This window comes from Caballeronia udeis, assembly GCF_044909315.1.
GTDB classification, from domain to species: domain Bacteria; phylum Pseudomonadota; class Gammaproteobacteria; order Burkholderiales; family Burkholderiaceae; genus Caballeronia; species Caballeronia udeis_A.
The window spans coordinates 160,999-185,737 of record NZ_JBIYEB010000001.1; the positions used below are offsets into that span (position 1 = coordinate 160,999).

24 protein-coding genes are annotated in these 24,739 nt (G+C 59.8%); 16 read left to right on the forward strand and 8 right to left on the reverse strand.

Going from position 1 to position 24,739, the window contains the following annotated elements:
- Nucleotides 1-193 precede the first annotated feature (193 nt).
- The 7 genes from queA (at nt 194) to ABH944_RS00745 (ending at nt 7,051) form a co-directional block, all read left to right on the forward strand.
- Entirely contained in the window at nt 194-1,246 is a 1,053-nt protein-coding gene (gene queA / locus ABH944_RS00715; protein ID WP_404603946.1) for a tRNA preQ1(34) S-adenosylmethionine ribosyltransferase-isomerase QueA, read from the forward strand.
- Between the two features lie 179 nt (nt 1,247-1,425).
- Nucleotides 1,426-2,613 carry a tRNA guanosine(34) transglycosylase Tgt gene (gene tgt, locus ABH944_RS00720; RefSeq protein WP_404603947.1) on the forward strand — a complete coding sequence of 396 codons (1,188 nt, stop codon included), beginning with the start codon at nt 1,426-1,428 and terminating at the stop codon, nt 2,611-2,613.
- Nucleotides 2,614-2,784: 171 nt separating this feature from the next.
- On the forward strand, nt 2,785-3,108 hold the full coding sequence (gene yajC / locus ABH944_RS00725; RefSeq protein ID WP_062091715.1) for a preprotein translocase subunit YajC: 324 nt from the start codon (nt 2,785-2,787) through the stop codon (nt 3,106-3,108).
- A 132-nt stretch (nt 3,109-3,240) separates the two neighbouring features.
- Entirely contained in the window at nt 3,241-5,310 is a 2,070-nt protein-coding gene (gene secD, locus ABH944_RS00730) for a protein translocase subunit SecD (protein WP_404603948.1), read from the forward strand.
- Nucleotides 5,311-5,327: 17 nt separating this feature from the next.
- Nucleotides 5,328-6,278, forward strand: a complete 951-nt coding sequence (secF, locus tag ABH944_RS00735; RefSeq protein WP_404603949.1) for a protein translocase subunit SecF — start codon at nt 5,328-5,330, stop codon at nt 6,276-6,278.
- A gap of 190 nt (nt 6,279-6,468) precedes the next feature.
- Nucleotides 6,469-6,747, forward strand: coding sequence for a BrnT family toxin (locus tag ABH944_RS00740; RefSeq protein WP_404603950.1), 279 nt, complete (start codon nt 6,469-6,471; stop codon nt 6,745-6,747).
- A gap of 46 nt (nt 6,748-6,793) precedes the next feature.
- Nucleotides 6,794-7,051, forward strand: coding sequence for a BrnA antitoxin family protein (locus ABH944_RS00745; RefSeq protein ID WP_404603951.1), 258 nt, complete (start codon nt 6,794-6,796; stop codon nt 7,049-7,051).
- Nucleotides 7,052-7,096: 45 nt separating this feature from the next.
- On the opposite strand, the gene ABH944_RS00750 is transcribed toward ABH944_RS00745, so the two are convergent.
- From ABH944_RS00750 to ABH944_RS00765, 4 genes are all read right to left on the reverse strand, one after another.
- The gene (locus ABH944_RS00750) at nt 7,097-8,371 is read right to left on the reverse strand and encodes an MFS transporter (RefSeq protein ID WP_404603952.1); all 1,275 of its coding nucleotides are present in this window, start codon (nt 8,369-8,371) and stop codon (nt 7,097-7,099) included.
- 228 nt (nt 8,372-8,599) lie between these two features.
- A complete protein-coding gene (locus ABH944_RS00755) occupies nt 8,600-9,184 on the reverse strand; it encodes a YceI family protein (protein WP_404603953.1) in 585 nt (194 codons plus the stop codon).
- Between the two features lie 49 nt (nt 9,185-9,233).
- Entirely contained in the window at nt 9,234-9,806 is a 573-nt protein-coding gene (locus tag ABH944_RS00760; protein WP_404603954.1) for a YceI family protein, read from the reverse strand.
- Nucleotides 9,807-9,953: 147 nt separating this feature from the next.
- Nucleotides 9,954-10,514 carry a cytochrome b gene (locus tag ABH944_RS00765; RefSeq protein ID WP_404603955.1) on the reverse strand — a complete coding sequence of 187 codons (561 nt, stop codon included), beginning with the start codon at nt 10,512-10,514 and terminating at the stop codon, nt 9,954-9,956.
- A 491-nt stretch (nt 10,515-11,005) separates the two neighbouring features.
- Between ABH944_RS00765 and ABH944_RS00770 the strand changes: the two genes are divergently transcribed.
- The 5 genes from ABH944_RS00770 (at nt 11,006) to ABH944_RS00790 (ending at nt 15,696) form a co-directional block, all read left to right on the forward strand.
- Complete coding sequence (locus ABH944_RS00770) at nt 11,006-11,773, forward strand: paraquat-inducible protein A (protein ID WP_404603956.1); 768 nt, start codon at nt 11,006-11,008, stop codon at nt 11,771-11,773.
- A complete protein-coding gene (locus tag ABH944_RS00775) occupies nt 11,770-12,465 on the forward strand; it encodes a paraquat-inducible protein A (RefSeq protein WP_404603957.1) in 696 nt (231 codons plus the stop codon). The genes ABH944_RS00770 and ABH944_RS00775 overlap by 4 nt, the downstream gene beginning before the upstream one ends.
- Nucleotides 12,458-14,131 carry a PqiB family protein gene (locus ABH944_RS00780; protein ID WP_404603958.1) on the forward strand — a complete coding sequence of 558 codons (1,674 nt, stop codon included), beginning with the start codon at nt 12,458-12,460 and terminating at the stop codon, nt 14,129-14,131. Before ABH944_RS00775 ends, ABH944_RS00780 begins: the two co-directional genes overlap by 8 nt.
- The gene (locus tag ABH944_RS00785) at nt 14,128-14,841 is read left to right on the forward strand and encodes a PqiC family protein (RefSeq protein WP_404603959.1); all 714 of its coding nucleotides are present in this window, start codon (nt 14,128-14,130) and stop codon (nt 14,839-14,841) included. The genes ABH944_RS00780 and ABH944_RS00785 overlap by 4 nt, the downstream gene beginning before the upstream one ends.
- Nucleotides 14,842-15,084: 243 nt before the next feature.
- Entirely contained in the window at nt 15,085-15,696 is a 612-nt protein-coding gene (locus tag ABH944_RS00790) for a glutathione S-transferase C-terminal domain-containing protein (protein ID WP_404603960.1), read from the forward strand.
- Between the two features lie 75 nt (nt 15,697-15,771).
- Here the strand turns inward: ABH944_RS00790 and ABH944_RS00795 are convergent, their stop codons facing one another.
- The 4 genes from ABH944_RS00795 to ABH944_RS00810 all read right to left on the reverse strand — a co-directional run bounded on the left by ABH944_RS00795 (nt 15,772) and on the right by ABH944_RS00810 (nt 20,101).
- Nucleotides 15,772-16,797, reverse strand: a complete 1,026-nt coding sequence (locus ABH944_RS00795) for an alpha/beta hydrolase (RefSeq protein ID WP_404603961.1) — start codon at nt 16,795-16,797, stop codon at nt 15,772-15,774.
- A 626-nt stretch (nt 16,798-17,423) separates the two neighbouring features.
- The gene (locus ABH944_RS00800) at nt 17,424-17,999 is read right to left on the reverse strand and encodes a TetR/AcrR family transcriptional regulator (protein WP_097260916.1); all 576 of its coding nucleotides are present in this window, start codon (nt 17,997-17,999) and stop codon (nt 17,424-17,426) included.
- 417 nt (nt 18,000-18,416) lie between these two features.
- Nucleotides 18,417-19,568, reverse strand: a complete 1,152-nt coding sequence (mnmA, locus tag ABH944_RS00805; protein ID WP_404603962.1) for a tRNA 2-thiouridine(34) synthase MnmA — start codon at nt 19,566-19,568, stop codon at nt 18,417-18,419.
- A 26-nt stretch (nt 19,569-19,594) separates the two neighbouring features.
- The gene (locus ABH944_RS00810; RefSeq protein WP_404603963.1) at nt 19,595-20,101 is read right to left on the reverse strand and encodes an NUDIX hydrolase; all 507 of its coding nucleotides are present in this window, start codon (nt 20,099-20,101) and stop codon (nt 19,595-19,597) included.
- Between the two features lie 223 nt (nt 20,102-20,324).
- Here ABH944_RS00810 and ABH944_RS00815 point away from each other — a divergent pair, with 223 nt between their 5' ends.
- From ABH944_RS00815 to ABH944_RS00830, 4 genes are all read left to right on the forward strand, one after another.
- Nucleotides 20,325-21,476 (forward strand): Re/Si-specific NAD(P)(+) transhydrogenase subunit alpha, encoded by a 1,152-nt coding sequence (locus tag ABH944_RS00815; RefSeq protein WP_404603964.1) that lies wholly within the window; start codon nt 20,325-20,327, stop codon nt 21,474-21,476.
- A 1-nt stretch (nt 21,477) separates the two neighbouring features.
- Nucleotides 21,478-21,807 carry an NAD(P) transhydrogenase subunit alpha part 2 gene (locus tag ABH944_RS00820; protein WP_404603965.1) on the forward strand — a complete coding sequence of 110 codons (330 nt, stop codon included), beginning with the start codon at nt 21,478-21,480 and terminating at the stop codon, nt 21,805-21,807.
- The gene (locus ABH944_RS00825) at nt 21,804-23,246 is read left to right on the forward strand and encodes an NAD(P)(+) transhydrogenase (Re/Si-specific) subunit beta (RefSeq protein ID WP_097260909.1); all 1,443 of its coding nucleotides are present in this window, start codon (nt 21,804-21,806) and stop codon (nt 23,244-23,246) included. The genes ABH944_RS00820 and ABH944_RS00825 overlap by 4 nt, the downstream gene beginning before the upstream one ends.
- Nucleotides 23,247-23,396: 150 nt before the next feature.
- A complete protein-coding gene (locus ABH944_RS00830; RefSeq protein ID WP_404603966.1) occupies nt 23,397-24,725 on the forward strand; it encodes a THUMP domain-containing class I SAM-dependent RNA methyltransferase in 1,329 nt (442 codons plus the stop codon).
- Nucleotides 24,726-24,739: the final 14 nt, after the last annotated feature.

A 24,739-nucleotide genomic window follows, 5' to 3' on the forward strand; every position in this document is an offset into this window, starting at 1 on the left:
AAAACAACGGCTTCCCGGGGCGGTCCAGTGGATATCGAGAGGCCGCGCCGCTATTTGAGCTGTCGCAGCGGTCCATCAGAGAGCCTGCCCGCGAAACCGCATTAACGGACTGAATCCGCGCCTACCCGCGCCGCCTTGCCAAATGCCTGGCCAAAATAACGCGCGTTTCATCGCGCATCGACCTGCTTTCCCCATGTTCACGCTTTCCGACTTCGATTTTAATCTGCCGCCCGAGCTGATCGCGCAAACGGCGCTCACCGAGCGCAGCGCGAGCCGTTTGCTCGACGTGGATAACCGCGCCGCGACCGCGGCTTTCACCGATCGCCATTTCACCGAATTGCCCAACCTGCTCGAACCCGGTGACCTGCTTGTCTTCAACGATACCAAAGTCCTGAAGGCGCGGTTCCTCGGCCAAAAGGCCAGCGGTGGCCGTATCGAGGTGCTGGTCGAGCGCCTGACCGGCGCGACCACCGCGCTCGCCCAGATCCGGGCAAGCAAAAGTCCCTTGCCGGGTACGAAACTGGTTCTCGCCGATGCCTTCGAGGTCACGGTCGGGGAGCGCGTGGAACCGTTCTACACGCTGCATTTCCCCGCCGATTGCCTGACGCTGATCGAGCAATACGGCCGCCTGCCGTTGCCGCCCTATATAGAGCACGATCCCGATTCCTTCGATGAAACCCGCTACCAGACCGTCTACGCAGCCAACCCCGGCGCGGTCGCGGCGCCCACGGCGGGCCTGCACTTCGACCCGGCGCTCTTTGCCGCGCTCGACGCGCGCGGCGTGGAACGCGCGACGCTGACGCTGCACGTGGGCGCGGGCACGTTCCAGCCGGTGCGCGTGGAGAACCTCGCGGAACACAAGATGCATAGCGAATGGTATCGGCTGCCGCAGGAACTCGCGGACAAGATAACCGCGACGAAAGCGCAGGGAAACCGGGTGATCGCAGTCGGCACGACTTCGCTGCGCGCGCTCGAAGCCGCCGCCCGCGACGCGGCCCTTGCTGGCCGGCCGCTCGCGCAAACCAGCGCCGAGACGGACATTTTCATCACGCCGGGGTATCAATTCCGGGTGGTCGACCGGCTCGTGACGAACTTCCACTTGCCGAAATCCACGCTGATGATGCTGGTTTCGGCGTTCGCCGGCATGGACGCGATCCGCGCGGCATATGCGCATGCGATTCAGGAGCGGTATCGGTTTTTCAGCTACGGCGATGCCATGCTGCTCACGCGGCAAGCGGTGGCCTAAAGAGCGCCGCGGGCCACGCGAAAAACCTTGAAGCAAGAATGATTAAAACGCGCCAGCTACGACCGTGGCCGCGACTAAACTCACGAACACTGCGCCGGACTTGCCGATCCGGAGTTGGCACTTTAGTGCCTTACTCCGGCCCCATGCAAAGCGGCCTCCGGTGGCACAGGAGCTTTTGAATGTCCGAAACAAGCAACCCCGCCGATACGATCGAAGCACCGGCCCAACCCGCGAACGGCCTCAAGTTCGAGCTGATCACCACCGACGGCCAGGCGCGGCGCGGCCGCGTCACCTTGAACCACGGTGTAGTCGAAACGCCGATCTTCATGCCCGTGGGCACATACGGAACGGTCAAGGCCGTCGCACCGCGCGAGCTCGAGGAGATGAACGCGCAGATCATCCTCGGCAACACGTTCCACCTGTGGCTGCGCCCGGGGCTCGAAACCATTGCCGCCCATGGCGGGTTGCATCGATTCATGAACTGGCAGCGCCCGATCCTCACCGACTCCGGTGGTTTTCAAGTCTTTTCACTCGGCGATCTGCGCAAGATCACCGAAGATGGCGTCACGTTCGCGTCGCCCATCAATGGCGACAAGCTGTTTTTATCGCCGGAAATCTCGATGCAGATCCAGAAGGTGCTGAATTCGGACATCGTGATGCAGTTCGACGAATGCACGCCGTACGCGACCAACGGCGTGCCCACGCCGCATCAGGACGCGGCCGACTCCATGCGCATGTCGATGCGCTGGGCCAAGCGTTCGGTCGATGAATTCGCCAAAGGTGAAAATCCGAACGCGCTGTTCGGCATCGTCCAGGGCGGCATGTTCGAAGATTTGCGCGATGAATCGCTGGCGGGTCTCGCGGACATCGGCTTCCATGGCTTCGCGATTGGCGGCCTGTCCGTCGGCGAACCGAAGGAAGACATGATGCGGGTGCTGGAGCACATCGGCCCGAAGCTTCCCGCCGATAAACCGCATTACCTGATGGGCGTCGGCACGCCGGAAGACCTGGTGGCGGGCGTAGTCTCGGGCGTCGACATGTTCGACTGCGTGATGCCGACCCGCAACGCCCGCAATGGCTGGCTGTTCACCCGTTTCGGCGACGTCAAGATCCGCAACGCGGCCCACAAGAACTCGCTGAAGCCACTCGATGAAACCTGCGGCTGCTACACCTGCCGCAACTTCACGCGAGGTTATCTGCATCACTTGCATCGCGTGGGCGAAATCCTGGGCTCGCAGCTCAACACGATTCACAACCTGCACTACTACTTGCAACTCATGCAGGAGATCCGCGATTCGATCGAAAATCACGCGTTTGACGCATTCGTGAAGCAGTTTAAAGAGGATCGCGCACGCGGAATTGACTGACCGGATGGCTGACGTGCAGCTCTTGAATCGGCCATCGGCTCAAGAAACATTACAATTGCTTTACGCAACGCTTTAACAGCTTGATCACAAAGCGCATTCCGCGCTTGGCTTGCGTAGCCCGGTGATAGAATAGCGGGCTAATTTTCTGATCGTTATAACGGAGAGACCGACGTGGATTTTATTTCCAAAGCCTTCGGCGGCGGCGCAGATGGCGCCCAGTCGAGCATCATGAGCTTTTTGCCGCTCATTTTGATGTTTGCAGTGCTGTATTTCATCATGATTCGTCCGCAAATGAAGCGTCAGAAGGAACATCGCAACATGCTGTCTGCCATGGCAAAGGGCGATGAAGTGGTAACGAACGGCGGGATTGTCGGCAAGGTCACGAAGGTGACGGACGCGTACGTTGGTGTTGAAATTTCGGAAGGCACGGAAATCACCATCCAGAAGGCTGCTGTCACGACTATCCTCCCGAAAGGCACGATCAAGTCGCTCTAAGGCCAACTTTCTCGCGTCCGGCGCGGCCAGCATGGCCCGGTCTCGGTGGCGCGGCCTCCGCGGCCAGTTGCCCGCTCATCGCCGGACGCATCGCTTACCCCTCCTCGCCAACTCTCCTGTTCGGCCATCCCCATGAATCGCTACCCACTTTGGAAATATGCCGTGATGCTGGTGGCGCTAGTCATCGGCCTCGTCTATACACTGCCCAATTTTTTCGGCGAAGCGCCGGCGGTGCAGGTATCGAGCGGCAAGGCAACGGTCAAGCTGGATTCAACTACGCTTGCCAACATCGAAAACGCGCTGGCCGCCGACAAGGTGACGCCGGATGAAGTGACGTTCGACAATTCGTCGCTGAACGCCAACATTCGTGTACGCCTGAAAGACACTGACACCCAATTGCGCGTGAAGGACCTGTTGCAGAAGTCGCTCAACAGCGACCCGACCGATCCGCAATATATCGTCGCGCTGAATCTGCAGGCAGCCTCTCCGCGCTGGCTGTCCGCGTTGCACGCGCTGCCCATGTACCTCGGCCTCGACTTGCGCGGCGGCGTGCACTTCCTGTTGCAAGTGGACATGGCGGGTGCGCTGAACAAGAAGCTCGACTCGAACGCTGCCGATGCCCGTGCGCTTTTACGCGATAAAAACATCCGCGATGGCGGTGTGAATCGCGTGAACCAGTCAGTCGTGGTCAACTTCGCCGACCAGGCAGCAGCCGATGCCGCGCGCACCATGCTGACGAGCAGCCTGAGCGAATTGCAATGGGCGACGCGTCAGGGCGGCGACGGTTACCAGGTCGTCGGCACGTTCACGCCGGCGGCTCAAAAGCTGGCGGAAGACAGCGCGCTCAAACAAAACATCGTTACGCTGCATAACCGGGTGAACGAACTCGGTGTAGCGGAACCTGTGATCCAGCAGCAAGGCTCCGACCGCATCGTGGTCGAATTGCCCGGTGTGCAGGACACCGCCAAGGCGAAGGACATCATCGGCCGCACGGCAACGCTGGAAGCGCGCCTCGCCGACCCGGTCAACACGCACCCCGGCCCGAACGACCCGGTTCCTCCTGGCGACGAACTCTTCACACAGGGTAATAACGGCCCGACGCTCGTGAGAAAGCAGGTGATCTTCACGGGTGACCGGATCATCGACGCATCGGCGGGCTTCGACGAACATCAGCGTCCGTCGGTGAACATCCGCCTGGACGCAGCCGGTGGCCGTGCGGTGAGCAGCGTGTCGCGCGACAACATCGGCAAGCCCATGGCCATGATCCTGTTCGAGAAAGGCAAGGGCGAAGTGCTGACGGTCGCGACCATCCAGTCCGAACTCGGCGACCGCTTCCAGATCACCGGCCAGCCCTCGCCGCAAGCAGCCGCCGACCTGGCGCTGCTGCTGCGCGCAGGTTCGCTCGCGGCGCCCATGGATATCATCGAAGAACGCACGATCGGCCCGAGCCTTGGCGCCGACAACATCAAGAAGGGTTTCGATTCCGTGCAGTACGGTTTCGCCGCGATCGCCGTCTTCATGATCGCGTACTACATGCTGTTCGGCCTGATCTCCATGTTGTCGCTGTCGGTGAACCTGTTGCTGCTGATCGCAATCCTGTCGATGCTGCAGGCCACGCTGACGCTGCCGGGTATTGCAGCTATTGCACTGGCGCTCGGTATGGCCATTGACGCCAACGTGCTGATCAACGAACGCATCCGTGAGGAACTGCGTCACGGCGCGCCGCCGCAGCTCGCTATCCAGAACGGCTTCGCGCATGCATGGGCCACGATTGTCGACTCGAACGTGACCACGCTTATCGCAGGCCTGGCGCTGTTGGCGTTCGGTTCCGGTCCGGTGCGTGGCTTCGCGGTCGTGCACTGTATCGGCATCCTGACGTCCATGTTCTCCGCTGTGTTCTTCTCGCGCGGCCTCGTGAACCTCTGGTACGGCGGCAAAAAGAAACTGCAATCGCTTGCTATCGGTCAAGTCTGGCGTCCGGCCGGCAGCGACACGGCTGCGGCCACCGCCGCTTACCTGGCGAACGAACGTGGCGGCGACGACTCCGCCGTCGATCAGGTCCTCCCGGCTGCACGCCCCAAAGCACCGGTTCCGGCCCGTTCGCAAAAGCAGGCCGCGCCTCCCGTTCGTACCGGCAAGCCGGTTGTGCGCCGTCGCTCGGGTCCGGGTATTGAACCGAAAAAACCCGGCTCGTCCAACTGAGTCCCGGAGAATAAATCATGGAATTCTTTCGTATTCACCGCGACTTACCGCTGATGCAGCGCGCGTTGATCTTCAACGCAATCTCGCTCATCACGTTCCTCGCAGCTGTGTTTTTCCTCGTGCATCGTGGGCTGCATCTGTCCGTGGAGTTCACCGGCGGGACGGTGGTGGAAGTGCAATATCCGCAAGCCGTGCCGCTTGAACCGGTACGTGGCACGTTGAGCACGCTCGGTTATCCCGATGCCCAGGTGCAGAACTTCGGCACGTCACGTGATGTACTGATTCGCCTGCCGTTGAAGCAAGGTTTGACCTCGGCGCAGCAGAGCGACCAGGTGATGACGGCGTTGAAGAATCAGGATGCGCAGGTGCAGTTGCAGCGCGTGGAGTTTGTCGGCCCACAGGTCGGTAAAGAGCTTGTGACCAACGGCTTGCTCGCGCTGGCATGCGTGGTGATCGGTATCGTGATCTACCTGTCGTTCCGCTTCGAGTGGAAATACGCGGTGGCCGGCGTGATCGCCAACTTGCACGACGTCGTGATCATTCTTGGCTTCTTCGCGTTCTTCCAGTGGGAGTTTTCACTCTCCGTACTGGCGGCCATTCTCGCGGTGCTAGGGTATTCGGTGAATGAGTCGGTCGTTATCTTCGACCGGATTCGTGAAACCTTCCGCAAGCAACGCAAGATGACGGTGATCGAGGTCATCAACCACGCCATCACCAGCACGATGTCGCGAACGATCATTACCCACGGCTGTACGGAAATGATGGTGCTGTCCATGTTCCTGTTCGGCGGGGCAACGCTGCATTACTTCGCACTGGCGCTGACGGTCGGTATCTTGTTCGGTATCTACTCGTCGGTGTTCGTCGCGGCCGCGCTTGCCATGTGGCTGGGCGTGAAGCGCGAAGACCTGGTGAAGGAGAAGAAACCGAAATACGATCCCACCGATCCCAACGCAGGCGCAGAGGTCTGATCGCGGGCTTCAAGGTGTGAGGTTCAAGATCTGAAAGTAGCAAAGGCCGATTCTCGCGAATCGGCCTTTTTGCTTTTGAGGCGGCAATTGCAACATTTCGTGGTCGGTGTCGATGTGCTCGCACAGCGCGCGCCGGAAAATAATCCCAACCCCGTACATTGTATGTACAATCGTCAATACAGGTGGTCGCATGCAATTCGAATGGGATGAAGTAAAGAACCGAAGCAACATCCGCAAACACGGCATCGACTTTACAGACGCAATCGAAATTTTCAAGCATACGATCCTGACCGCGGCGGACGGCCGGGAAGACTTCGGAGAGGATCGCTGGATTGCAGTCGGATGGATGCAGTTGATCGTAGCCGTGGTCGTGTACGTCGAGCGTCGCGGAGACACCATCCGGATCATTTCGGCGCGCAAAGCAACCCGTCCCGAAATCAAGCGCTACGGACATGCGCTCGTACATTGAACCGTTTTACTGCCGCTTGGCGGCAACAGGGAGAGGAGCACACATCATGAGCAAGGTCACGAAGACAGATTGGAAACGCCTGGAAGCCATGCCGGATTCCAGTATCGACACCAGCGAGATGCCGGAACTGGGAGACGACTTCTTCCAACGCGCTGAACTGCACTCTCCGCCCAAGCAAGCCGTGACCATGCGCCTCGACGCTGACGTCCTGGCCTGGTTCAAGGAACAAGGCCAGGGTTACCAGACACGGATCAACAAACTTCTTCGCGCTTATATGCTGGCGCAGCAAAAGCAGCACTCGTAAAACCTCGAGGCTGCAGCGGGCGAACAAGCCCGTTGCGCACAAGCGCTACTTGAATCCCAGCCGCTTGCGTGCTGCCATCAGAGCGACCAGGCTCACTACCGCGGCAAAGATCAAATAGAAGCTGGGCGCGGCCTTCGATCCCGTCGACGTAATCAGCCACGTGATGATGAACGGCCCAAATCCACCGAACACCGTCACCGCAATGTTATAAGCGAGCGACATCCCGGTCGTGCGCGTGGCAACCGGAAACATCTCCGATAACAACCCCGGCAACGCCGCGAAATACCCGGTCATCAACACGCCGAGCACAGCTTGAACGACCAGCAGCGTACCAAAGGTAGGACGGCCAACCAGCCACGTGAACAGCGGATAGATCAACACGAGCAACAGAACCGCCGAGATCACCATGATCCGGGTTCGGCCGTGGGTATCGGACAGATGACCTACAAATGGCGAGAGGACCATCTGGATCGCCCCCGTGAGCAGGATGGCGGAGAACGCCACCGACGGCGCGAGCCCCAACTGCCGGATTGCATACGTGGGCATGAAGAGCACGAGGTAGGTCGCCACCGTGCCCAGCACCACCGTTCCAATGGCAATCAGCAGGCGCTCCTTGTTCGACGCGAAGGTGTCGCGCAGAGGGGTGGTGGTGGGAACGGCGGCGAGAAATTCCGGCGTTTCGTCAAGGCGCGTGCGGATGTAGTACGCCACCGGCCCAATCAGCAAGCCGAAGAAGAACGGCACACGCCAGCCCCACGAACTCATCTGTTCGGGCGAGAGGTTGCCGGTCAGTACCACGCCGAAGATGGCCGCCAGGAGCGTGGTCAACCCCTGGCTCGCAACCTGCCAGCTCGCGAAGAAGCCGCGCCGGCCGGGAACATGTTCAGCCAGAAACGCCGTTGCGCTGCCGAACTCGCCGCCAGCCGAAAAGCCCTGCATCAGGCGCGCGAGAACCAGGATCAATGGCGCGGCAACTCCGATTGACGAGTAAGTGGGCAACACGGCAATGATGAACGTACCCATCATCATCAACAGGATGGACAGCGTGAGCGCGGCCTTGCGCCCTGCTCGGTCGGCATACGCGCCAAGCACGATAGCCCCGAGCGGCCGCATGAAAAACGATACGCCGAACGTACCGAGTGTCAGCAGGATGGACACGGAGTCATTGCCCGAAGGGAAAAACAGCTTCGAGATAACGACCGCGAAGAACCCATAGACCACGAGGTCGAACCATTCGAGCGCGTTGCCTATGGACGCGGCCACCACCGCCCGCCACGCGGCCGGGCGGCTAATAGGTACTGCTGCTGGCGTACTGCTCATGCATTTCTCCAGTGTCGACCAGAGTTAGTGCAGAGCACTTACTCCCGTCCCATGCAAAGGTGGTTCCGTTATTGTCGGTGTGACTGCCTGTCGGCAAACGTGCAAACGTGCAAACGCTGCCGACTGTGCCACACCGAAATCCGGATCGAAATGCTCGCAATACCGGGGGCGAAAAAAAACCGCTTCGATGGAAGCGGTTTTCTTATCCAGCGGGAAAGAACGTCCGGCTTATTGCTTTACGCCTTCAGCTTGAATATGCAGCGTCGTCTTCATCTTGAAACCGTATGCCTTGCCGTAGTCCACGCCGAAGTCGCCGCGGTCAAACGTTGCCGTCGATTCCGTGCCGCACACTTCCTTCTTCAGCATCGGGTGCGTGAAGCACTTGAACGATTCGATCTTCAGGTTCAGCGGCTTCGTCACGCCATGCAGCGTCAGCTCGCCAATCACTTCCACCGGCACATCGCCCTTGAACTTCATCGACGTTCCCTTGTAGGTCGCTGTCGGGAACTTGTCGGCGTCGAAGAATTGCGCGCTCTTCAGTTCACCGTTCAGCTTGTCGTTGCCAATATCGATCGACGTCATGTCGATAGTCGCATCCAGCGTGCCCTTCTTGGCCGCGCGATCGAGCGTCACCGTGCCGCTGCTCTTCGTGAACTTGCCGCGCCAGACCGAGATGCCGCCGAAGTGATCGGCCTCGAAGCTCGGGGACGTGTGGCTCGGGTCGAGCTGATACGTGACTTCTTCAGCCATGGCGTTAAACGAAACGGCCGCGAAAAGCGCGCCTGCAGCTGCAATCAGAAGGTTCTTTTTCATGAGTTTTCCTGGATGAATGTTGAAAGCGATGAACGCTCGTTTCTATGGCTTATTTCTTGGCTGCCACGAGGTGGAACTTGATGACAACTTCGTCGGCCACGACCGAGGTGTCTTTCCATTCACCCGAGCCGACATCGAACTGCGTGCGTTTGATAGGCAGCGAGCCGTCAAAGGTTTGCGTCGCGCCTTGGCTCGTGACCGTAACCGGCACGGTGACGTTCTGCGACTTGCCCTTGATGGTCAGCTTGCCGCTGACGTTGAACTTCGTGCCGCCGGCCGGCGCAATGGCGGTCGACGTGAACGTGGCGGTCGGGAAGTGCGCCGTATCGAACCAGTCCTTGTCGGTCGCCTGCTTGTTGTAGCTGTCATCGCCGAGATCGTAGCTGCTGGTATCGATACTGATGCTCGCGCTGCCGGCAGCCGGCTTGGCCGGATCGAAGTCGAGTTGCGCGGTGAACTTCTTGAACTTGCCTTCAACCGGCACGTTCATTTGCTTCGATGTCGCCGTGACCGTGCTCTTGGCCGTGTCGACCTGGGCTTGACCAAAGGCGGAAACCGCCGCGACCAGCGATGCGGCGGAAACGCCTGCAAGCAACCAACGGGAGAATTTCGCGTGTTTCATGTATGTCCTAAGGCCATCCGGAAAATCGGCTGAGCCGCTATTGAAGAGTCAAACGCAATCCGGCGCAACCCGCGCGCAGGAAACTGGCTATCAACAACAAGGAATCAATTACGTCTTATTTCCGCCGAATGCGAACACAGGCCGTGCTTATCGAAGGAACGGAAGCATACGTGCGAGCAAACCGTCACGGTCGACGAATTGATGCTTCAGCGCCGCCAGGACATGCATGATCACGAGCACGAGCAGCGTGTAATTCAGGTAGATATGGACCATCTTGAGCGTGCCTTTCAGCACGTTATCCGGTCCGATGATCGTCGGCAGCGGCACCAGTCCGAGATACACGACCTGAATACCGGCCGCCGAGCTGTAGAGATATCCGGAGGCCGGAATCACCAGCATCAGCGCGTAGAGCAGAAAGTGCGTGAGATGTGCGACCCCTTTCTGCCACGCCGGAATGCGCCGCGGCATGGACGGCGCCTTATGTGTGGCGCGCCAGAGCACGCGCACGACGGCGAGCGCGAAAACCGTTACGCCGATCCATTTGTGCCATGAGAAATATTTGAGCTTGGTTGGCGTGAAACCGGGAATGTCGGTCATGATCCAGCCAAGATAGAAGCCGCATACAATCAGCAGCGCGATCAGCCAGTGAAGGCCGATCGCGGTCCGGCTGTAGCGCTCGGAGCTGGCGAAATTCGGGCTGCGTTCCATACGTGGTCCACCAGAAAAGAGTGCGGAATTGATGACTTGACCCGAAGCGGGTTATCGCGGATTTACCGCAACAACCCCGGCGACAGGGTCTCAAGGCCGCCATCCTACCCGAACAAGTAAAAGACGGCTTTTTGCTAAAGAAATAGTTGCCGATCCGTCGGCGACCGCGTTACAAATCTGGTATCGGTGGCTTGCTGACACTGTAAGCGAGCGACGCGAACGAAGCGTTCCGCGCGGGCAAAACCGGTCACAGACTGAATTACAAGTCGATTACAAACCGACCCGCGCCCCTTAAGGCCGCAGTCAGGGAGCGGAGAGGACCGGTTACCGGCCAAACTATAGTGGGCGAGCCCAGGACGCCTTCCGCGCGACAGCCTCGCCGTTTGTTACCATGCCCGCAGGCCCGGCCCTTGCTCTTGTAGGCAGCCGCCCAGGTCCAAAAGTTTCAAGACACTAAAACAACGCGCCAGTACGAGCCCAGTATTTCGCCCATGGAAGAAGACGATCTGATCGCATGCCACGAATGTGACACGCTGTTTCATAAGCGCGCGCTGCCTTCCCGCAGTTCCGCGAAATGCATGCGCTGCGGCGCCACGCTCTATCAGAGCGTGTCGTCGAATCTGGACAAGCTTTGCTCCATCACGCTAGCCGCGCTGATCACGTTTCTGATCGCGCAGGCGTTTCCTATTGTCGAGCTTGAAACAAACGGCATCACGTCGCAAACGACCCTGATTGGTGCAATCGTCGCGTTGTGGGGCGAGAACATGGAAGTGATCGCAACCATGGTTTTCTGCGCGACCATTCTCTTTCCGCTCACCGAACTGGTTGCCATGCTGTATTTGCTCGTGCCCTTGCGCGTGGGTTTCATTCCGGCCGGCTTCAGTCAGGTGCTGCGCGCGATCCAGTTTGTTCGGCCGTGGGGAATGATCGAAGTGTTCATGCTCGGCATACTCGTCACGCTGGTGAAAATGGTGAGTATCGCCCGCGTGATTCCCGAAGCAGCGCTATTCGCGTTCGGCGCACTGACCTTGCTGTTTGCGGTCATTCTCACCTTCGACCCGCGCGCTCTGTGGGAAATCGCCGAGCGAGTGGGAGGTCACGGACCGTTGCGGTACACGCCTTTCGGCGGCCTCCGGCCCGGCCCGGTATCGGCTCGTCCAGCCGATCCGCGTTCCAGCCCCCCATCCGACTTGATGCGTCCGTTCGCGCCGCAGCATGGGACGCCGCCCGACACAGCCGCTCCACCAACGAAACCATGACCCATCAGCCCGATCCCGATACTGCCGGCACTCCCGGCGCACCCGAATCGCCCGAGCCGATATACACCACGGCCAAGGAAGCGGGTCTGATCGCCTGCCACGCGTGCAATCGTGTGCAAAAGCGCGTGTTCACGGTTGAGCGCCAGCTTTGCGTGCGCTGCGGCTCGCCGTTGCATAGGCGCAATCCGGACTCGGTCGCGCGCACCTGGGCGTTGCTGTTGTCCGCCGCGATCCTGTACATTCCGGCAAATTTATATCCGGTGCTGCATACGTCGTCGATCGTCGGTTCAGAAGACGACACGATCATGAGCGGCGTGGCGATGTTCTGGAACGATGGTGACTATCCGCTCTCCGCGATCATTTTTATCGCCAGTATTCTCGTGCCGATGCTCAAGCTCGGCACGCTGGCGTTTCTCACCTGGGCCACGCAATCGGGTTCCAAGTGGCGTCCCCGCCAGCGCACGACGTTGTACCGGATCGTCGAAAAAATTGGCCGATGGTCAATGCTCGATGTCTTTGTCGTGACGCTTACCGTGGCGCTCGTACGCTTCGGTTCACTCGCCGTCATCACGCCAGGGCCGGGCGCGCTCGCGTTCGGCTGCGTGGTGGTGCTCACCATGCTGGCCTCCATGCAATTCGACCCGCGACTGATGTGGGATCACATCGAACCTTCAGGAAAGAAACATGACTAGCCCGCAAGGTCCTGCGAACAACACCGTCAAGGGCCCGAACGAGCCGTCGCGAAATGCAGGCGGTGGCGGCGGCTTGCCGCCCAATCTCCCGGATCCCGTGATCGAGCCGCGCAGCCGCTGGATACCCTCGCTCGTCTGGGTGATTCCGCTGATCGCCGCGCTGATCGGCATTGCGCTGGTGGTGAAATCGGTGTCGGGACGCGGACCGACTATCACCATCAGCTTCGCAAGCGCCGAAGGCCTGGAAACCGGCAAGACCAAGCTGAAATACAAGGACGTCGATGTCGGCACGGTCAAGGACATCACGCTATCGAAAGACCACTCGCGGGTGCTTGTGAACGTCCAGTTGACCAAGGTCGCCGAGGACTTCGCGGTAAAGGACACACGCTTCTGGGTCGTGCGTCCGCGCGTGGCCGCGAGCGGCGTGACCGGGCTCGGCACGTTGCTCTCCGGCGCATATATAGGCGTGGATGCGGGGAAATCCAAAGAGGACGAGACCCATTTTGTCGGGCTCGAAACGCCGCCCGCCGTGACTGGCGATCAAAAAGGACGGCAGTTCACCTTGCGCGGCGAGTCGCTGGGTTCTATCGATATTGGTTCGCCTATCTACTACCGGCGTGTGCAGGTCGGGCAAGTGGTCGGCTTTTCGCTCGACAAGGACGGGACCGGCGTCACCATGCAAGTGTTCGTCAATGCGCCATACGATCAGTATGTCGGCACGAATTCGCGCTGGTGGCACGCAAGCGGCGTCGACCTGCGGCTGGATGCAAGCGGGTTCAAGCTGAACACGCAGTCGCTTGCGACCGTCGTGCTGGGAGGTATCGCGTTCCAGACACCCCCCAACCAGGAACCCGGACAGCAGGCGCCGGACAACATGACCTTCCGCCTGGGTTCGGATGAACAGGACGCCATGCGCGATCCGGACGGCCAGCCAATCCGCGTGGTCATGAATTTCAACCAGTCGCTACGCGGCTTGTCGGTGGGCGCACCCATCGATTTCCGCGGCATCCTGCTCGGCAGCGTGACGGGCATCGGGATCGAATACGACCCGAAATCGCGCAGCTTCCAGATGCCGGTGACCATGAATATCTATCCGGACCGGTTGGGCAAGCGCTTCCGGGATTCCGTGCCGCGCCAGAACACGGTAGCTGGACAGGAACTGCTCCAGAACCTGGTTTCGAACGGTTTGCGTGGACAGTTGCGTACCGGCAACCTGCTGACCGGCCAGCTTTATGTCGCGCTCGATGTGTTCCCGAAAGCGCCCAAGGCCACCGTGAACGCCAGCGCCGATCCGCTCGAGTTGCCAACCGTCCCCAATACGCTCGACGAACTGCAACTGCAGGTGGCGGATATCGCGAAGAAGCTGGACAAGATTCCCTTCGACGACATCGGCAATAACCTGAACAGCGCGCTGAAGAACGCGAACAGCCTCTTCAAGCAACTCGATACGCAGGTTGCGCCCGAAGCGCGCAACACGCTCGTCGCCGCGCAGAAGACCTTCGGCGAGGCGCAAAACACGCTGCAGCAGGACTCGCCGCTGCAGACGGATGTTCATCAGGCGTTGCAGGAACTCACGCGGACGCTGCAATCGCTCAACGCGCTGGCCGATTATCTGGAACGTCATCCGGAGTCGCTTGTGCGCGGGAAACCAGGAGATAAGCCATGAGCTTGGCCAGAGTATTGAGGGCCGTCGGCGCAGTGTCGGCGATAAGTCTGGTCGCCGCACTCGCCGCGTGCAGCAGTTCGCCGACGAGCCGCTTTTATACGCTGAGCGGTAGCGACGCCGCGACGAGAACGGCCGCGCCTGCTTCGTTCTATCTGGAAGTGTCCTCGGTGGACATGCCGCCGCAAGTCGCGAAGAACCAGCTGGTCGTGCAGGATGGCTCGGCGCAAGTCCGCGTGCTCGAGGACGAGCGCTGGGCATCCCTTCCCGCCGACGAAGTCCGGCGCGCGTTGTCGGCGGACTTGTCGCAGCGGCTGGGCGCGATCGACGTCTACGGCACGCCGCATCCCGAGGGCGTACCGGTGTATCGCGTGAAGGTGAATGTGCAGCGCTTCGAATCGTCGCCCGGCCGGCGCGCGCTGATCGACGCGGTGTGGAGCGTGCGCGGTGTGAATAACCAGGCGGTCCTGACCTGCCGGACGGTGGCCGAACAACCTGTCGATGCCGGGTATGACGCGCTGGTGGCGGGGCATCGGCGAGCTGTCGATCAACTCGCCAGCGAGATTTCCTCCGGGGTTCGGACCGTGAGTTCGGTGCCGCTACCGGTCGCAGCTTCGGCGAGCAAGGCAGGAAAAGTCACGGCAAGTGTGCCGGCTGTGCTTCCCTGTCCTGCTGCCGCCATGTCCGCGAACGCGGCGTCGCCGGCACAATGAACGCAGCTGATACGGTTGGGCGTCATACCTCAAGAGCATTCTCAAGAGGATGCGGTAGGTAGGCCGAAGTACCTGTCACGGGTACGACCCGGTGCCACCAGACTGCAACCCGGTTGCACCGAAAGGAGCCCGGGTTTTTCTGTCGCCCGACCACAACGCCGCCATCCTGAATTTACAGTCGGCGTGCGTCCGGGCGGTTAATATCCATCTCCGTGACTACTTTTTGCAGAAACGACAACACAGATGATGAAACTGATCGGTTCGCTCAACAGTCCGTACGTCCGCAAGACGCGGATTGTGATGGCAGAAAAAAAAATCGACTGCGAACTAGTGCTCGAAAACGTCTGGGCATCCGATTCGAAAATCCATAGTTACAATCCGCTCGGCAAAGTGCCGTGCCTGATCCTGGACGATGGCGAAGCGGTTTTCGATTCGCGCGTGATTTGTGAATATGTCGACACGCTTACCCCGGTCGGCAAACTACTGCCGCAGGAACGCCGCGAGCGCACGGAAGTGCGATGCTGGGAAGCACTCGCCGACGGCATGCTCGACGCCGCCGTCCTGATTCGCCTGGAAGGCACCCAGCGCGAGGAAGGGCAGCGCAACGACGCGTGGGTAGCGCGCCAACAGCGCAAGATTGACGACGGCCTGAAGGCCATGTCCAAAGGCCTCGCCGCCAAGAACTGGTGTTCGGCCAATCACTTCACGCTGGCGGATATCGCCTGCGGCTGCGCGCTCGGTTATCTCGATTACCGGATGCCTCAAGTGAACTGGCGCGAGGAGTTTCCCAATCTGGACAAACACTTTCAGCGTTTGTCGCAGCGCCAGTCTTTCATCGACACATTGCCAGCTTGAAGCCTGAGAATGACTTGAAAAGCCCCACGCGCCTAACCGGCGCGTGGGGCTTTTTCATGCTGGTGGATCGCCTGCTTACTTCGCCAGCGCCTTCTTCAGTACGGTATTCGCCTGATCAATTGCAACGCGTGTAGCGGGTGTGTTGGCCAGCGCGTTCAGCATCACGAAGTCGTGGATCGTGCCGGCGTAGCGCACCGCCGTCACCCGAACGCCAGCCTGTGACAGCTTGCGCGCGTACGCTTCGCCTTCGTCACGCAGCACGTCGTTTTCGTCGGTGATGACGAGCGCCGGCGGCAATCCCGCCAACTGATCAAGCGATGCACGCAGCGGCGACACCGTGATTTTTTCCCGATCAGCCGCGTTCGGCGCGTAAGCGTCCCAGAACCACTTCATCGCATTTTTGGTGAGCCACGGACCATCGGCGAATTCGTTGTACGAGCGATCGTCGAAATTCGCATCGGTGACCGGGTAGAACAGCACTTGGTACCGCAGCGCCGGGCCGCCCTGTTCCTTCGCCATCAAGGTGACCGCCGCCGCCATGTTGCCGCCGACACTGTCGCCCGCCACAGCCATGCGCGTGGCATCGACGTTGAATTGTTTCGCGTGCTCGGCCACGTAACGCGTGGCGGCGTAGGCTTCTTCCGTCGGCACCGGGAATTTTGTCTCGGGCGAGCGATCGTAATCCACGAAGACCACTGCGGCCTGCGCACCGTTCGCGATCTCGCGGATCAGGCGATCGTGCGTATTCTTATCACCCAGTACCCATCCGCCACCGTGGAAATACATGATCACGGGCAGGACGCCCTTTGCGTGAGCCGGACGCACGATACGGATCGCGATCTTGCCCGTCGGCCCAGCCTCGATCACTCGGTCTTCAATCTGCGCTGGCTCTTTCGACACCGGCTGCGACTGTGCGCCCGCAAGGACGTTGCGGGCGTCGGCGGGGGCCAGGGTGTAGATCGGCGGGCCTTTTTGCGCTGTGAGTGCATCGATAAACTGCTGCGTCGCAGGTTCGAGCACCGGCGCAGCTTGGGCAACAACGCTCGCTCCGAGCAAAGCAGCGACAGCGGAGGCGATGGCGAGGGACTTGAGCTTGTACATGGTTCACTCCTGTTAGTGAAAAGACGGCGGGTTAGGGCCCAGTGTGAAAACCGGGTTACTGCGGTTGGGGTAAGACGGCTAAGGCCCGGTGAAAACGCAGTGCGCTAAAAAAGACTCACCTAAAAAACTCATCCAAGGCTATAATTTATCTACTCATAGATAGACAAAGCGATGAAGTAAACTCAGGAAAAACTGACCTCTTCGTTAGTTTCCGTGCTCACGACAGAAACGACGACAACATCAATGCGATCCAGCACACGCCCAACTCACACGAGTACCTGACCCATTAACTGCATCAGTCGCAATTCGCCGCGAGCCTGCCTGGTTGGCTAAATCGCAAAAGCGCCGATGCTGATCTTTCATTTGCACACCGGATCGCGTCCTCGACGCTCCCCGTCGATGCCTTTTTGATGACGGTAAAAATAACGTCAAAATAAAGGGCCTACGCATAAAATCGGCAATCAAAATCTACCTATCTGAAGATAGATAAATCGAGTAAGTTACCGATAAATGCTAATTCTGGTACACGCTTAATCATTCTCGACAATTATCTCAACGATGCGAGTGGACGACCGCAAACATGCCCTTTCAATTCATTCGTAAAGCGTTTTCACCCACATCGTGAATTAACGTTTCACAGTCTGCGTCACTTCGTCCAGACGTACCTTCGTGTGAAACAAACGGCAGGCCAGCAAACTTCCCTGATACGCCGCGAACAATGCGCGAGCCGTCACTTCCGGCTTTCCGTTCACTCTCAGGGTTTCTTGCTTCTCACCTTCGGCCAGCACCTTTGCCAGCCAGGTTTCGTTAGCTTTGAAGAAAGCCTGGACCGCATGGCGAACATCTTCGGGAAGCGATTCAATATCTGCTGCGAGCATTCCGCAAAGACAAACCTGATCGCCCTCGCCCACGATTTTTCCAAACAGCTTTACATACCGGTCCAGCTTTTTCTCGGCGGAGGCGGAGCTATCGATGGCGTAAATAGACGACATCACATCCGCGCTGTACGTATTCACCGCTTCGAGCACCAGATCTTCCTTCGACGGGAAGTAATAATGAATACTCGATGTCTTCACACCCACCAGCGCCGACAGATCCCGATAACTGAACCCGTTGTAGCCGCGAGTCATCAGCAAAACCTGGGCGTGATCGAGCAATTGCTCGCGCACAGTATTTTTGTCGGGGGCTTTGTCAATATTCATTTTGGTTCTGGCTCGCTACTTCCACAGTATTGTTGTGCTGATGCCGCCTGGTTGCCGCAGCGTTGCTATCGAATCGACTTCTCTTGCCAGGTCATGCAGCGAGACTCATGGCACTAAACTCATGCAGCAACATCCATGGCGTTAATTTATCTACTAGAAGATAGGCAGTCAAGAACTTTCGCTACGAACTTTCAACATGATTCAACATGAGAACCTTCAACATGAATTCCCGCGACAAACCTTCAAAGCACCGGGTCAATTTTTTCCCTCTGGACTGCTCAGAGCGTCTCAAGCCCCACCGGGTATGTACCGATTTTTTGTGAATTACTGATTTGTGCGCGTTTTCCGGCGAATTCACCGCAACAAAAAAGCGGGCCGCAGCCCGCTTCCAACCAGCGCAATGTACTAAGGAAACGCCTATCGTGCGGAGAGCAGTGCGACTCCCGCGTCACGCCGCATAGGCTGTGCAGTTGCCGCCGATTCAATGATCCCGCCGCCCAGACAAACATCGCCCTGATAAAGCACGGCCGATTGTCCGGGTGTGACGGCCCATTGGGCGTCGTCGAAACGGAGTTCGAAGCGACCGTCCACCGGACCCGACGCACCCATCACACAGGGTGCATCCGACTGCCGGTACCGCGTCTTGGCCGCGCAAACCGTGCCTTCGACCGGCGCGGCGCCCGCGACCCAGCTGGTATTGCCGGCCACGAGCGAGTGCGACAGCAGCCACGGGTGGTCATGCCCTTGCACCACGTAAAGCGTATTGGACGCCATGTCCTTCCCCGCGACGAACCACGGGTCGCCGCTACCGTCCTTGCTGCCGCCAAGCCCGATGCCCTTCCGCTGACCGAACGTATAAAACGCCAGCCCGACATGCTCGCCGATCACCTTGCCATCGGGCGTTTTCATCGGACCGGGTTGCGTCGGCAGATAGCGGTTCAGGAACTCGCGAAACGGCCGTTCGCCAATAAAACAAATGCCCGTGGAATCCTTCTTCGCCGCATTCGGCAAGCCGATCTGCGCCGCGATTTCGCGGACCTTCGTCTTCGGCATCTCGCCAAGAGGAAACAGCGTCTTCGACAATTGCGCCTGATTCAGCCGATGCAAAAAGTAAGACTGATCCTTGGTCGAATCTGTAGCCTTCAGCAGTTCGAACAACCCGTCGCGCTCGCGCACACGGGCGTAATGCCCCGTCGCGATGGTCTCGCCGCCCAGCGACATTGCGTGGTCGAGGAAGGCCTTGAACTTGATCTCGGCGTTGCACAGCACGTCCGGGTTCGGCGTGCGGCCGGCCGAATATTCCCGCAGGAATTCGGCGAACACGCGATCCTTGTATTCTGCCGCGAAGTTGACCGCTTCCACGTCGATGCCGATCAGATCCGCCACCGACACCACGTCGATCCAGTCCTGCCGCGTCGAGCAGTATTCGCTGTCGTCGTCATCTTCCCAGTTCTTCATGAACAGGCCGATCACGTCGTAGCCCTGCTCCTTGAGCAGCCATGCGGTCACCGACGAATCCACGCCGCCCGACATGCCTACCACGACTTTCTGTTTTCCGGCCTTGCTCATTTTGCTCTCTGCGTTACTTGCCTGAATCAGGTACCTGAAGCTGAATTCGAATCCTGGACCTGCACCGGCGCTACCGAATGCGTATGAATGAAGTCGAGCGGCACGCGCCGCCCGGCGAGGTAGTGATCGAGACATTCCAGCACGGCCGGCGACCTGTGCCGGTCAGCGCAGGCGCGCAATTCGTCGGCGGTGAGCCACATGGCCCGCACGATGCCCGAGTCCAGCGCGCGGCCCGGCACCTCGCCCGACGTCGTGCCGCAGAACGTAAACCGCAAATACGTGACCGATCTTCCCGGCCGTTCGAAGTGCGTGAGATACGTGCCGACAAGCGCCTCAGGCTCAAAACGGTGCGCCGTTTCCTCGAGCGTCTCGCGCTTCACGGCGTCGACAAGTGTTTCTCCTGCTTCCAGATGCCCGGCCGGCTGATTAATCTTGAGCCCGTCCGACGTGTGCTCCTCGATCACGAGAAAGCGCCCGTCCCGCTCCACAATTGCCGCGACCGTCACGCGCGGTGTCCATCGTTCTGGTTTCATGGGACGGTATTTTACCGTTTTGCGCGTTTTTACGTCGCCCGCGGGGTTCGGGCAGGTTGTTGTCCGATGGCGTCATTTTTCGCGAAAGTTTCGGTTACAGTGACGATCAGTCGCAAATAACAGCTTAAATAACCGCTTAATCACGTGCACAGGATCGTTGCTGCAAACACGCGAGCGACTGCACACGGCCAAATCAAAAACTAGAACGTGAGGAGGATTGAAGATGCATATCGGAGTGCCTGCCGAAACGCGGGCGAACGAGGCGCGAGTCGCCGCCACGCCGGAGACGGTCAAGAAGCTCGTGTCGCAAGGTCACCGGGTCACGGTGCAGCGCGGCGCGGGTGTGCCTGCGAGTTATATCGACGACGCCTACGCCGCTGCCGGCGCTGAACTAGTCGATGCGAACACCGCGTTTGCTGCTGATCTCGTCCTCAAGGTTCATTCGCCCAACGAAGCCGAGTTGCCGCTGCTGAAGTCCGGCGCGGTGATTGCCGGCATGCTCGATCCCTTCAACGCCGAGAACAACGCGCGCCTGGCTACCTCCGGGATTACCGCGTTCGCCCTGGAAGCCGCGCCGCGTACCACGCGAGCACAGAGCCTGGACGTGCTGTCGTCGCAGGCGAATATCGCCGGGTACAAGGCCGTGCTGGTTGCCGCCAACATCTATCAGCGTTTCATGCCAATGCTGATGACCGCCGCCGGCACCGTGAAAGCGGCGCGCGTGCTCGTGCTCGGCGCGGGCGTGGCGGGCTTGCAGGCTATCGCCACGGCCAAGCGGCTGGGCGCGGTGATCGAAGCCTCCGATGTCCGTCCGGCCGTGAAGGAACAAATCGAATCGCTGGGCGCGAAGTTTCTGGAAGTGGCCTACGAAACCGATGAAGAACGCGAAGCCGCGGTCGGTGTGGGGGGTTATGCCCGTCCCATGCCTGCCAGCTGGCTTGCGCGGCAATCCGTGCTGGTGGCCGAACGTGCGAAACAGGCCGATATCGTCATTGCGACCGCGTTGATTCCCGGCCGCCCCGCGCCTACCTTGATTGCGGCGGAAACCGTCCAGCAGATGAAGCCGGGCTCGGTGATCGTGGACCTGGCGGCGGGACGCGGCGCCGAATACGAAGGCCGTCGGGGTGGCAATTGTCCGCTTACGGAAGTCGATCAGGTCGTGACGAAACATGGTGTGCATCTGGTCGGCTACACCAATCTCGCCTCGCTGGTCGCCGCCGATGCCTCCGCCCTCTACGCACGCAACCTGCTTGATTTCATCAAGCTGATTGTGACGAAGGAAGGGACGCTGAACATCGATATGGCCGACGATATCGTCGCCGCGACGCTCCTGTGCCGCGACGGCCAGGTCACGCGCGGGATCAAAGGAGACTGACATGGAACTGGTAAATCACACGGTCATCAATCTGATCATCTTCGTGCTGGCGATCTATGTCGGCTATCACGTGGTTTGGAACGTCACGCCTGCATTGCACACACCTTTGATGGCGGTGACGAACGCGATTTCGGCAATCGTGATTGTCGGCGCGATGCTTGCGGCCGGCCTGACAATTGGCGATGCCGGCAAGTTCTTCGGCACGCTCGCGGTTTTATTGGCAGCCGTCAACGTGTTCGGCGGGTTCCTGGTGACGCGGCGAATGCTCGAGATGTTCAAGAAGAAAGCGCCGAAGCAGATTACCGGCGCTTCGAAGGGGGCCGCGCAATGAGCATGAGCGTTGTCACTCTCCTGTATCTCATCGCCTCGGTGTGTTTCATCCAGGCGCTCAAAGGGCTGTCGAATCCGAAGACGGCGCGTATCGGCAATACGTTCGGCATGGCCGGCATGGCGATCGCGATTCTCACGACTATCGCGTTGATCGTGAAGCAGGCTTCGGCGCTGGGATCGGATCTGTCGCTCGGGCTTGGCCTGCTGTTCGGGGCGCTCGTGGTCGGCGGCGCGGTTGGCGCGTATGTCGCGGCGAAAGTCGAGATGACGAAGATGCCCGAACTGGTCGCGGCGATGCACTCGCTAATCGGTCTGGCCGCGGTGTGTATTGCGTACGCCGTTGTTTCGGAACCCTCAGCGTTTGGTCTTGCTGCGTTGGGTGAACCGATTCCCGTGGGTAATCGCGTGGAGTTGTTTATCGGTACGTTTGTGGGTGCAATCACGTTCTCCGGGTCGGTGATCGCGTTCGGGAAGTTGTCCGGCAAGTACCAGTTCCGCTTGTTCAAGGGCGCGCCGGTCGTGTATGCCGGGCAGCACATGATCAACCTGCTGCTCGCACTCGCGATGCTCGGGTTTGGCATCATCTTCATGCTGACGCAATCGTGGTTGCCGTTCGTGATCATGACGCTGATTGCGTTCGCACTCGGCGTGCTGATCATCATCCCGATCGGCGGTGCGGATATGCCGGTGGTCGTGTCCATGCTGAATTCGTATTCGGGCTGGGCGGCGGCGGGTATCGGCTTCTCGCTGAATAATCCGATGCTGATTATCGCCGGGTCGCTGGTGGGCTCGTCGGGTGCGATTCTGTCGTACATCATGTGCCGCGCGATGAACCGCTCGTTCTTCAACGTGCTGCTGGGCGGGTTTGGTAACGAAGGCGGTGCGGCAGCAACGGGCGGTGCGCAAGAGCAACGTCCGGTGAAATCCGGTTCCGCCGATGACGCCGCGTTCATGCTCGGCAATGCCGAAACGGTGGTGATCGTGCCGGGATATGGGCTGGCCGTGGCGCGCGCTCAGCATGCGCTGAAGGAACTCACCGACAAGCTGATCGAGAAAGGCATCGACGTGAAGTACGCGATTCACCCGGTGGCAGGTCGTATGCCGGGGCATATGAACGTGTTGCTGGCTGAAGCCGAAGTGGACTATGAACTGGTCCACGAGATGGAAGACATCAATGGCGAGTTCCAGCAGACGGACGTGGTGCTCGTGCTCGGGGCGAATGACGTGGTGAATCCGGCGGCGAAGACCGATCCGAAATCGGTGATTGCAGGTATGCCGATTCTGGAGGCTTATCGGGCGAAGACGATTATCGTGAACAAACGGTCGATGGCGGCGGGGTATGCCGGACTGGATAACGAGTTGTTCTACATGGACAAGACGATGATGGTTTTCGGCGATGCCAAGAAGGTGATTGAGGATATGGTGAAGGCGGTGGAGTGACACTCGCTGTCGGGTAAAACGGAACGCCGGTGTGCTCGCGAGAGACACCGGCGTTTTTGTTGATCCGTCGTACCTGGCTGCGTATAGCCCGTCCACTTCCCTCCCCCCGCGTACAATATCCCCCTTCGATTCCCAAATAAGCACCGCCCCATGGCCACTACTTTCCTTTTCGACTGGTTTGTCCCCTGCCCGCGCGGTCTCGAGGCCCCGCTTGCGGCCGAACTCGGCGAAATCGGGGCAAAGCACGTAGATGGCTCGCAGTTCCGCATCGGCAAGGAAGTCCCCGGTGGCGTGCATTTCCGCGGCTCGTGGGCCGCCGGCATGGCTGCCAACCTCCATTCGCGCATCGCAAGCCGCGTGTTGCTGAAACTCGCTCAAGGCCCGTATCGCAGCGAACACGACATCTACGAACTCGCGTATCAGCAGCAATGGGAAAAATGGTTCTCGCCGAACGAAACCATTCGTGTCGACATCACCGCCATCAAATCCCCGCTACGCAGTCTCGAGTTCGCGACCTTGCGCGTGAAAGACGCCGTGTGCGACCGCTTGCGCGAGTTGACGGGTAACCGGCCAAGCGTCGATACCGCGCAACCCGACGTCCGCGTCTTCGCGTTCCTCACGCTGAACGAATGCACGCTTTACCTCGATACCTCCGGCGATCCGCTCTTCAAACGCGGCTGGCGGCTCGATAAGGGCGCAGCGCCTTTGCGTGAAAACCTCGCGGCAGGAATTCTGCGCCTGACAGGCTGGACGCCCGGCACGCCGCTTTACGACCCGATGTGCGGCAGCGGCACCTTCCTCGCCGAAGCCGCGCAGGTCGCGTTGAACATTGCGCCGGGCGTCGAGCGTCGTTTCGGCTTCGAAAAGCTGAAGCAATACGATGTAAACGCGTGGCAAAAGCTAAAAGGCGCAGCCGTCGATGCCAAACGCGCCGCGCAGTCATCACGTGCGGACATCCAGATCTACGGCAGCGACATTTCCGGCGACATGCTCGACAAGGCGTACTCGAATCTCGAACGCGCGGGTTTGCCGGAGCTGTCGCTGAAACAGATCGACGCTCGCCATATGACACCGCCGTCCGACACCCCCGGGATCCTCGTCGCGAATCCTCCATACGGCGAGCGGATCGAAGTGCGCGGACGTGGCCCGCGCGGCGAGCTTCGCGAACCGAAGAACCGCGGTCACGACGAGGACGAGGACGCATTCATCCGCGCGCAACCCGATCCCGCCGACCAGGAGTTTTTCATCTCGTTCGGCAACGCGATGAAACAACGCTTTCCGGGTTGGCGCGCGTACGTGCTGACATCGGATCGAAAACTGCCGGGATTGCTGCGACTGCGTGAATCGACAAAAACACCGCTCTTCAACGGCGCGCTCGAATGCCGGCTGTTCCGCTTCGACCTGATCGCGGGCAGCGTGCGGAATCGACCGGCAGCAGCGGAACCCGCCGCCGATCAGGCGCCCGACGCGAAGGAGTGAAGCATCGCGGAGGC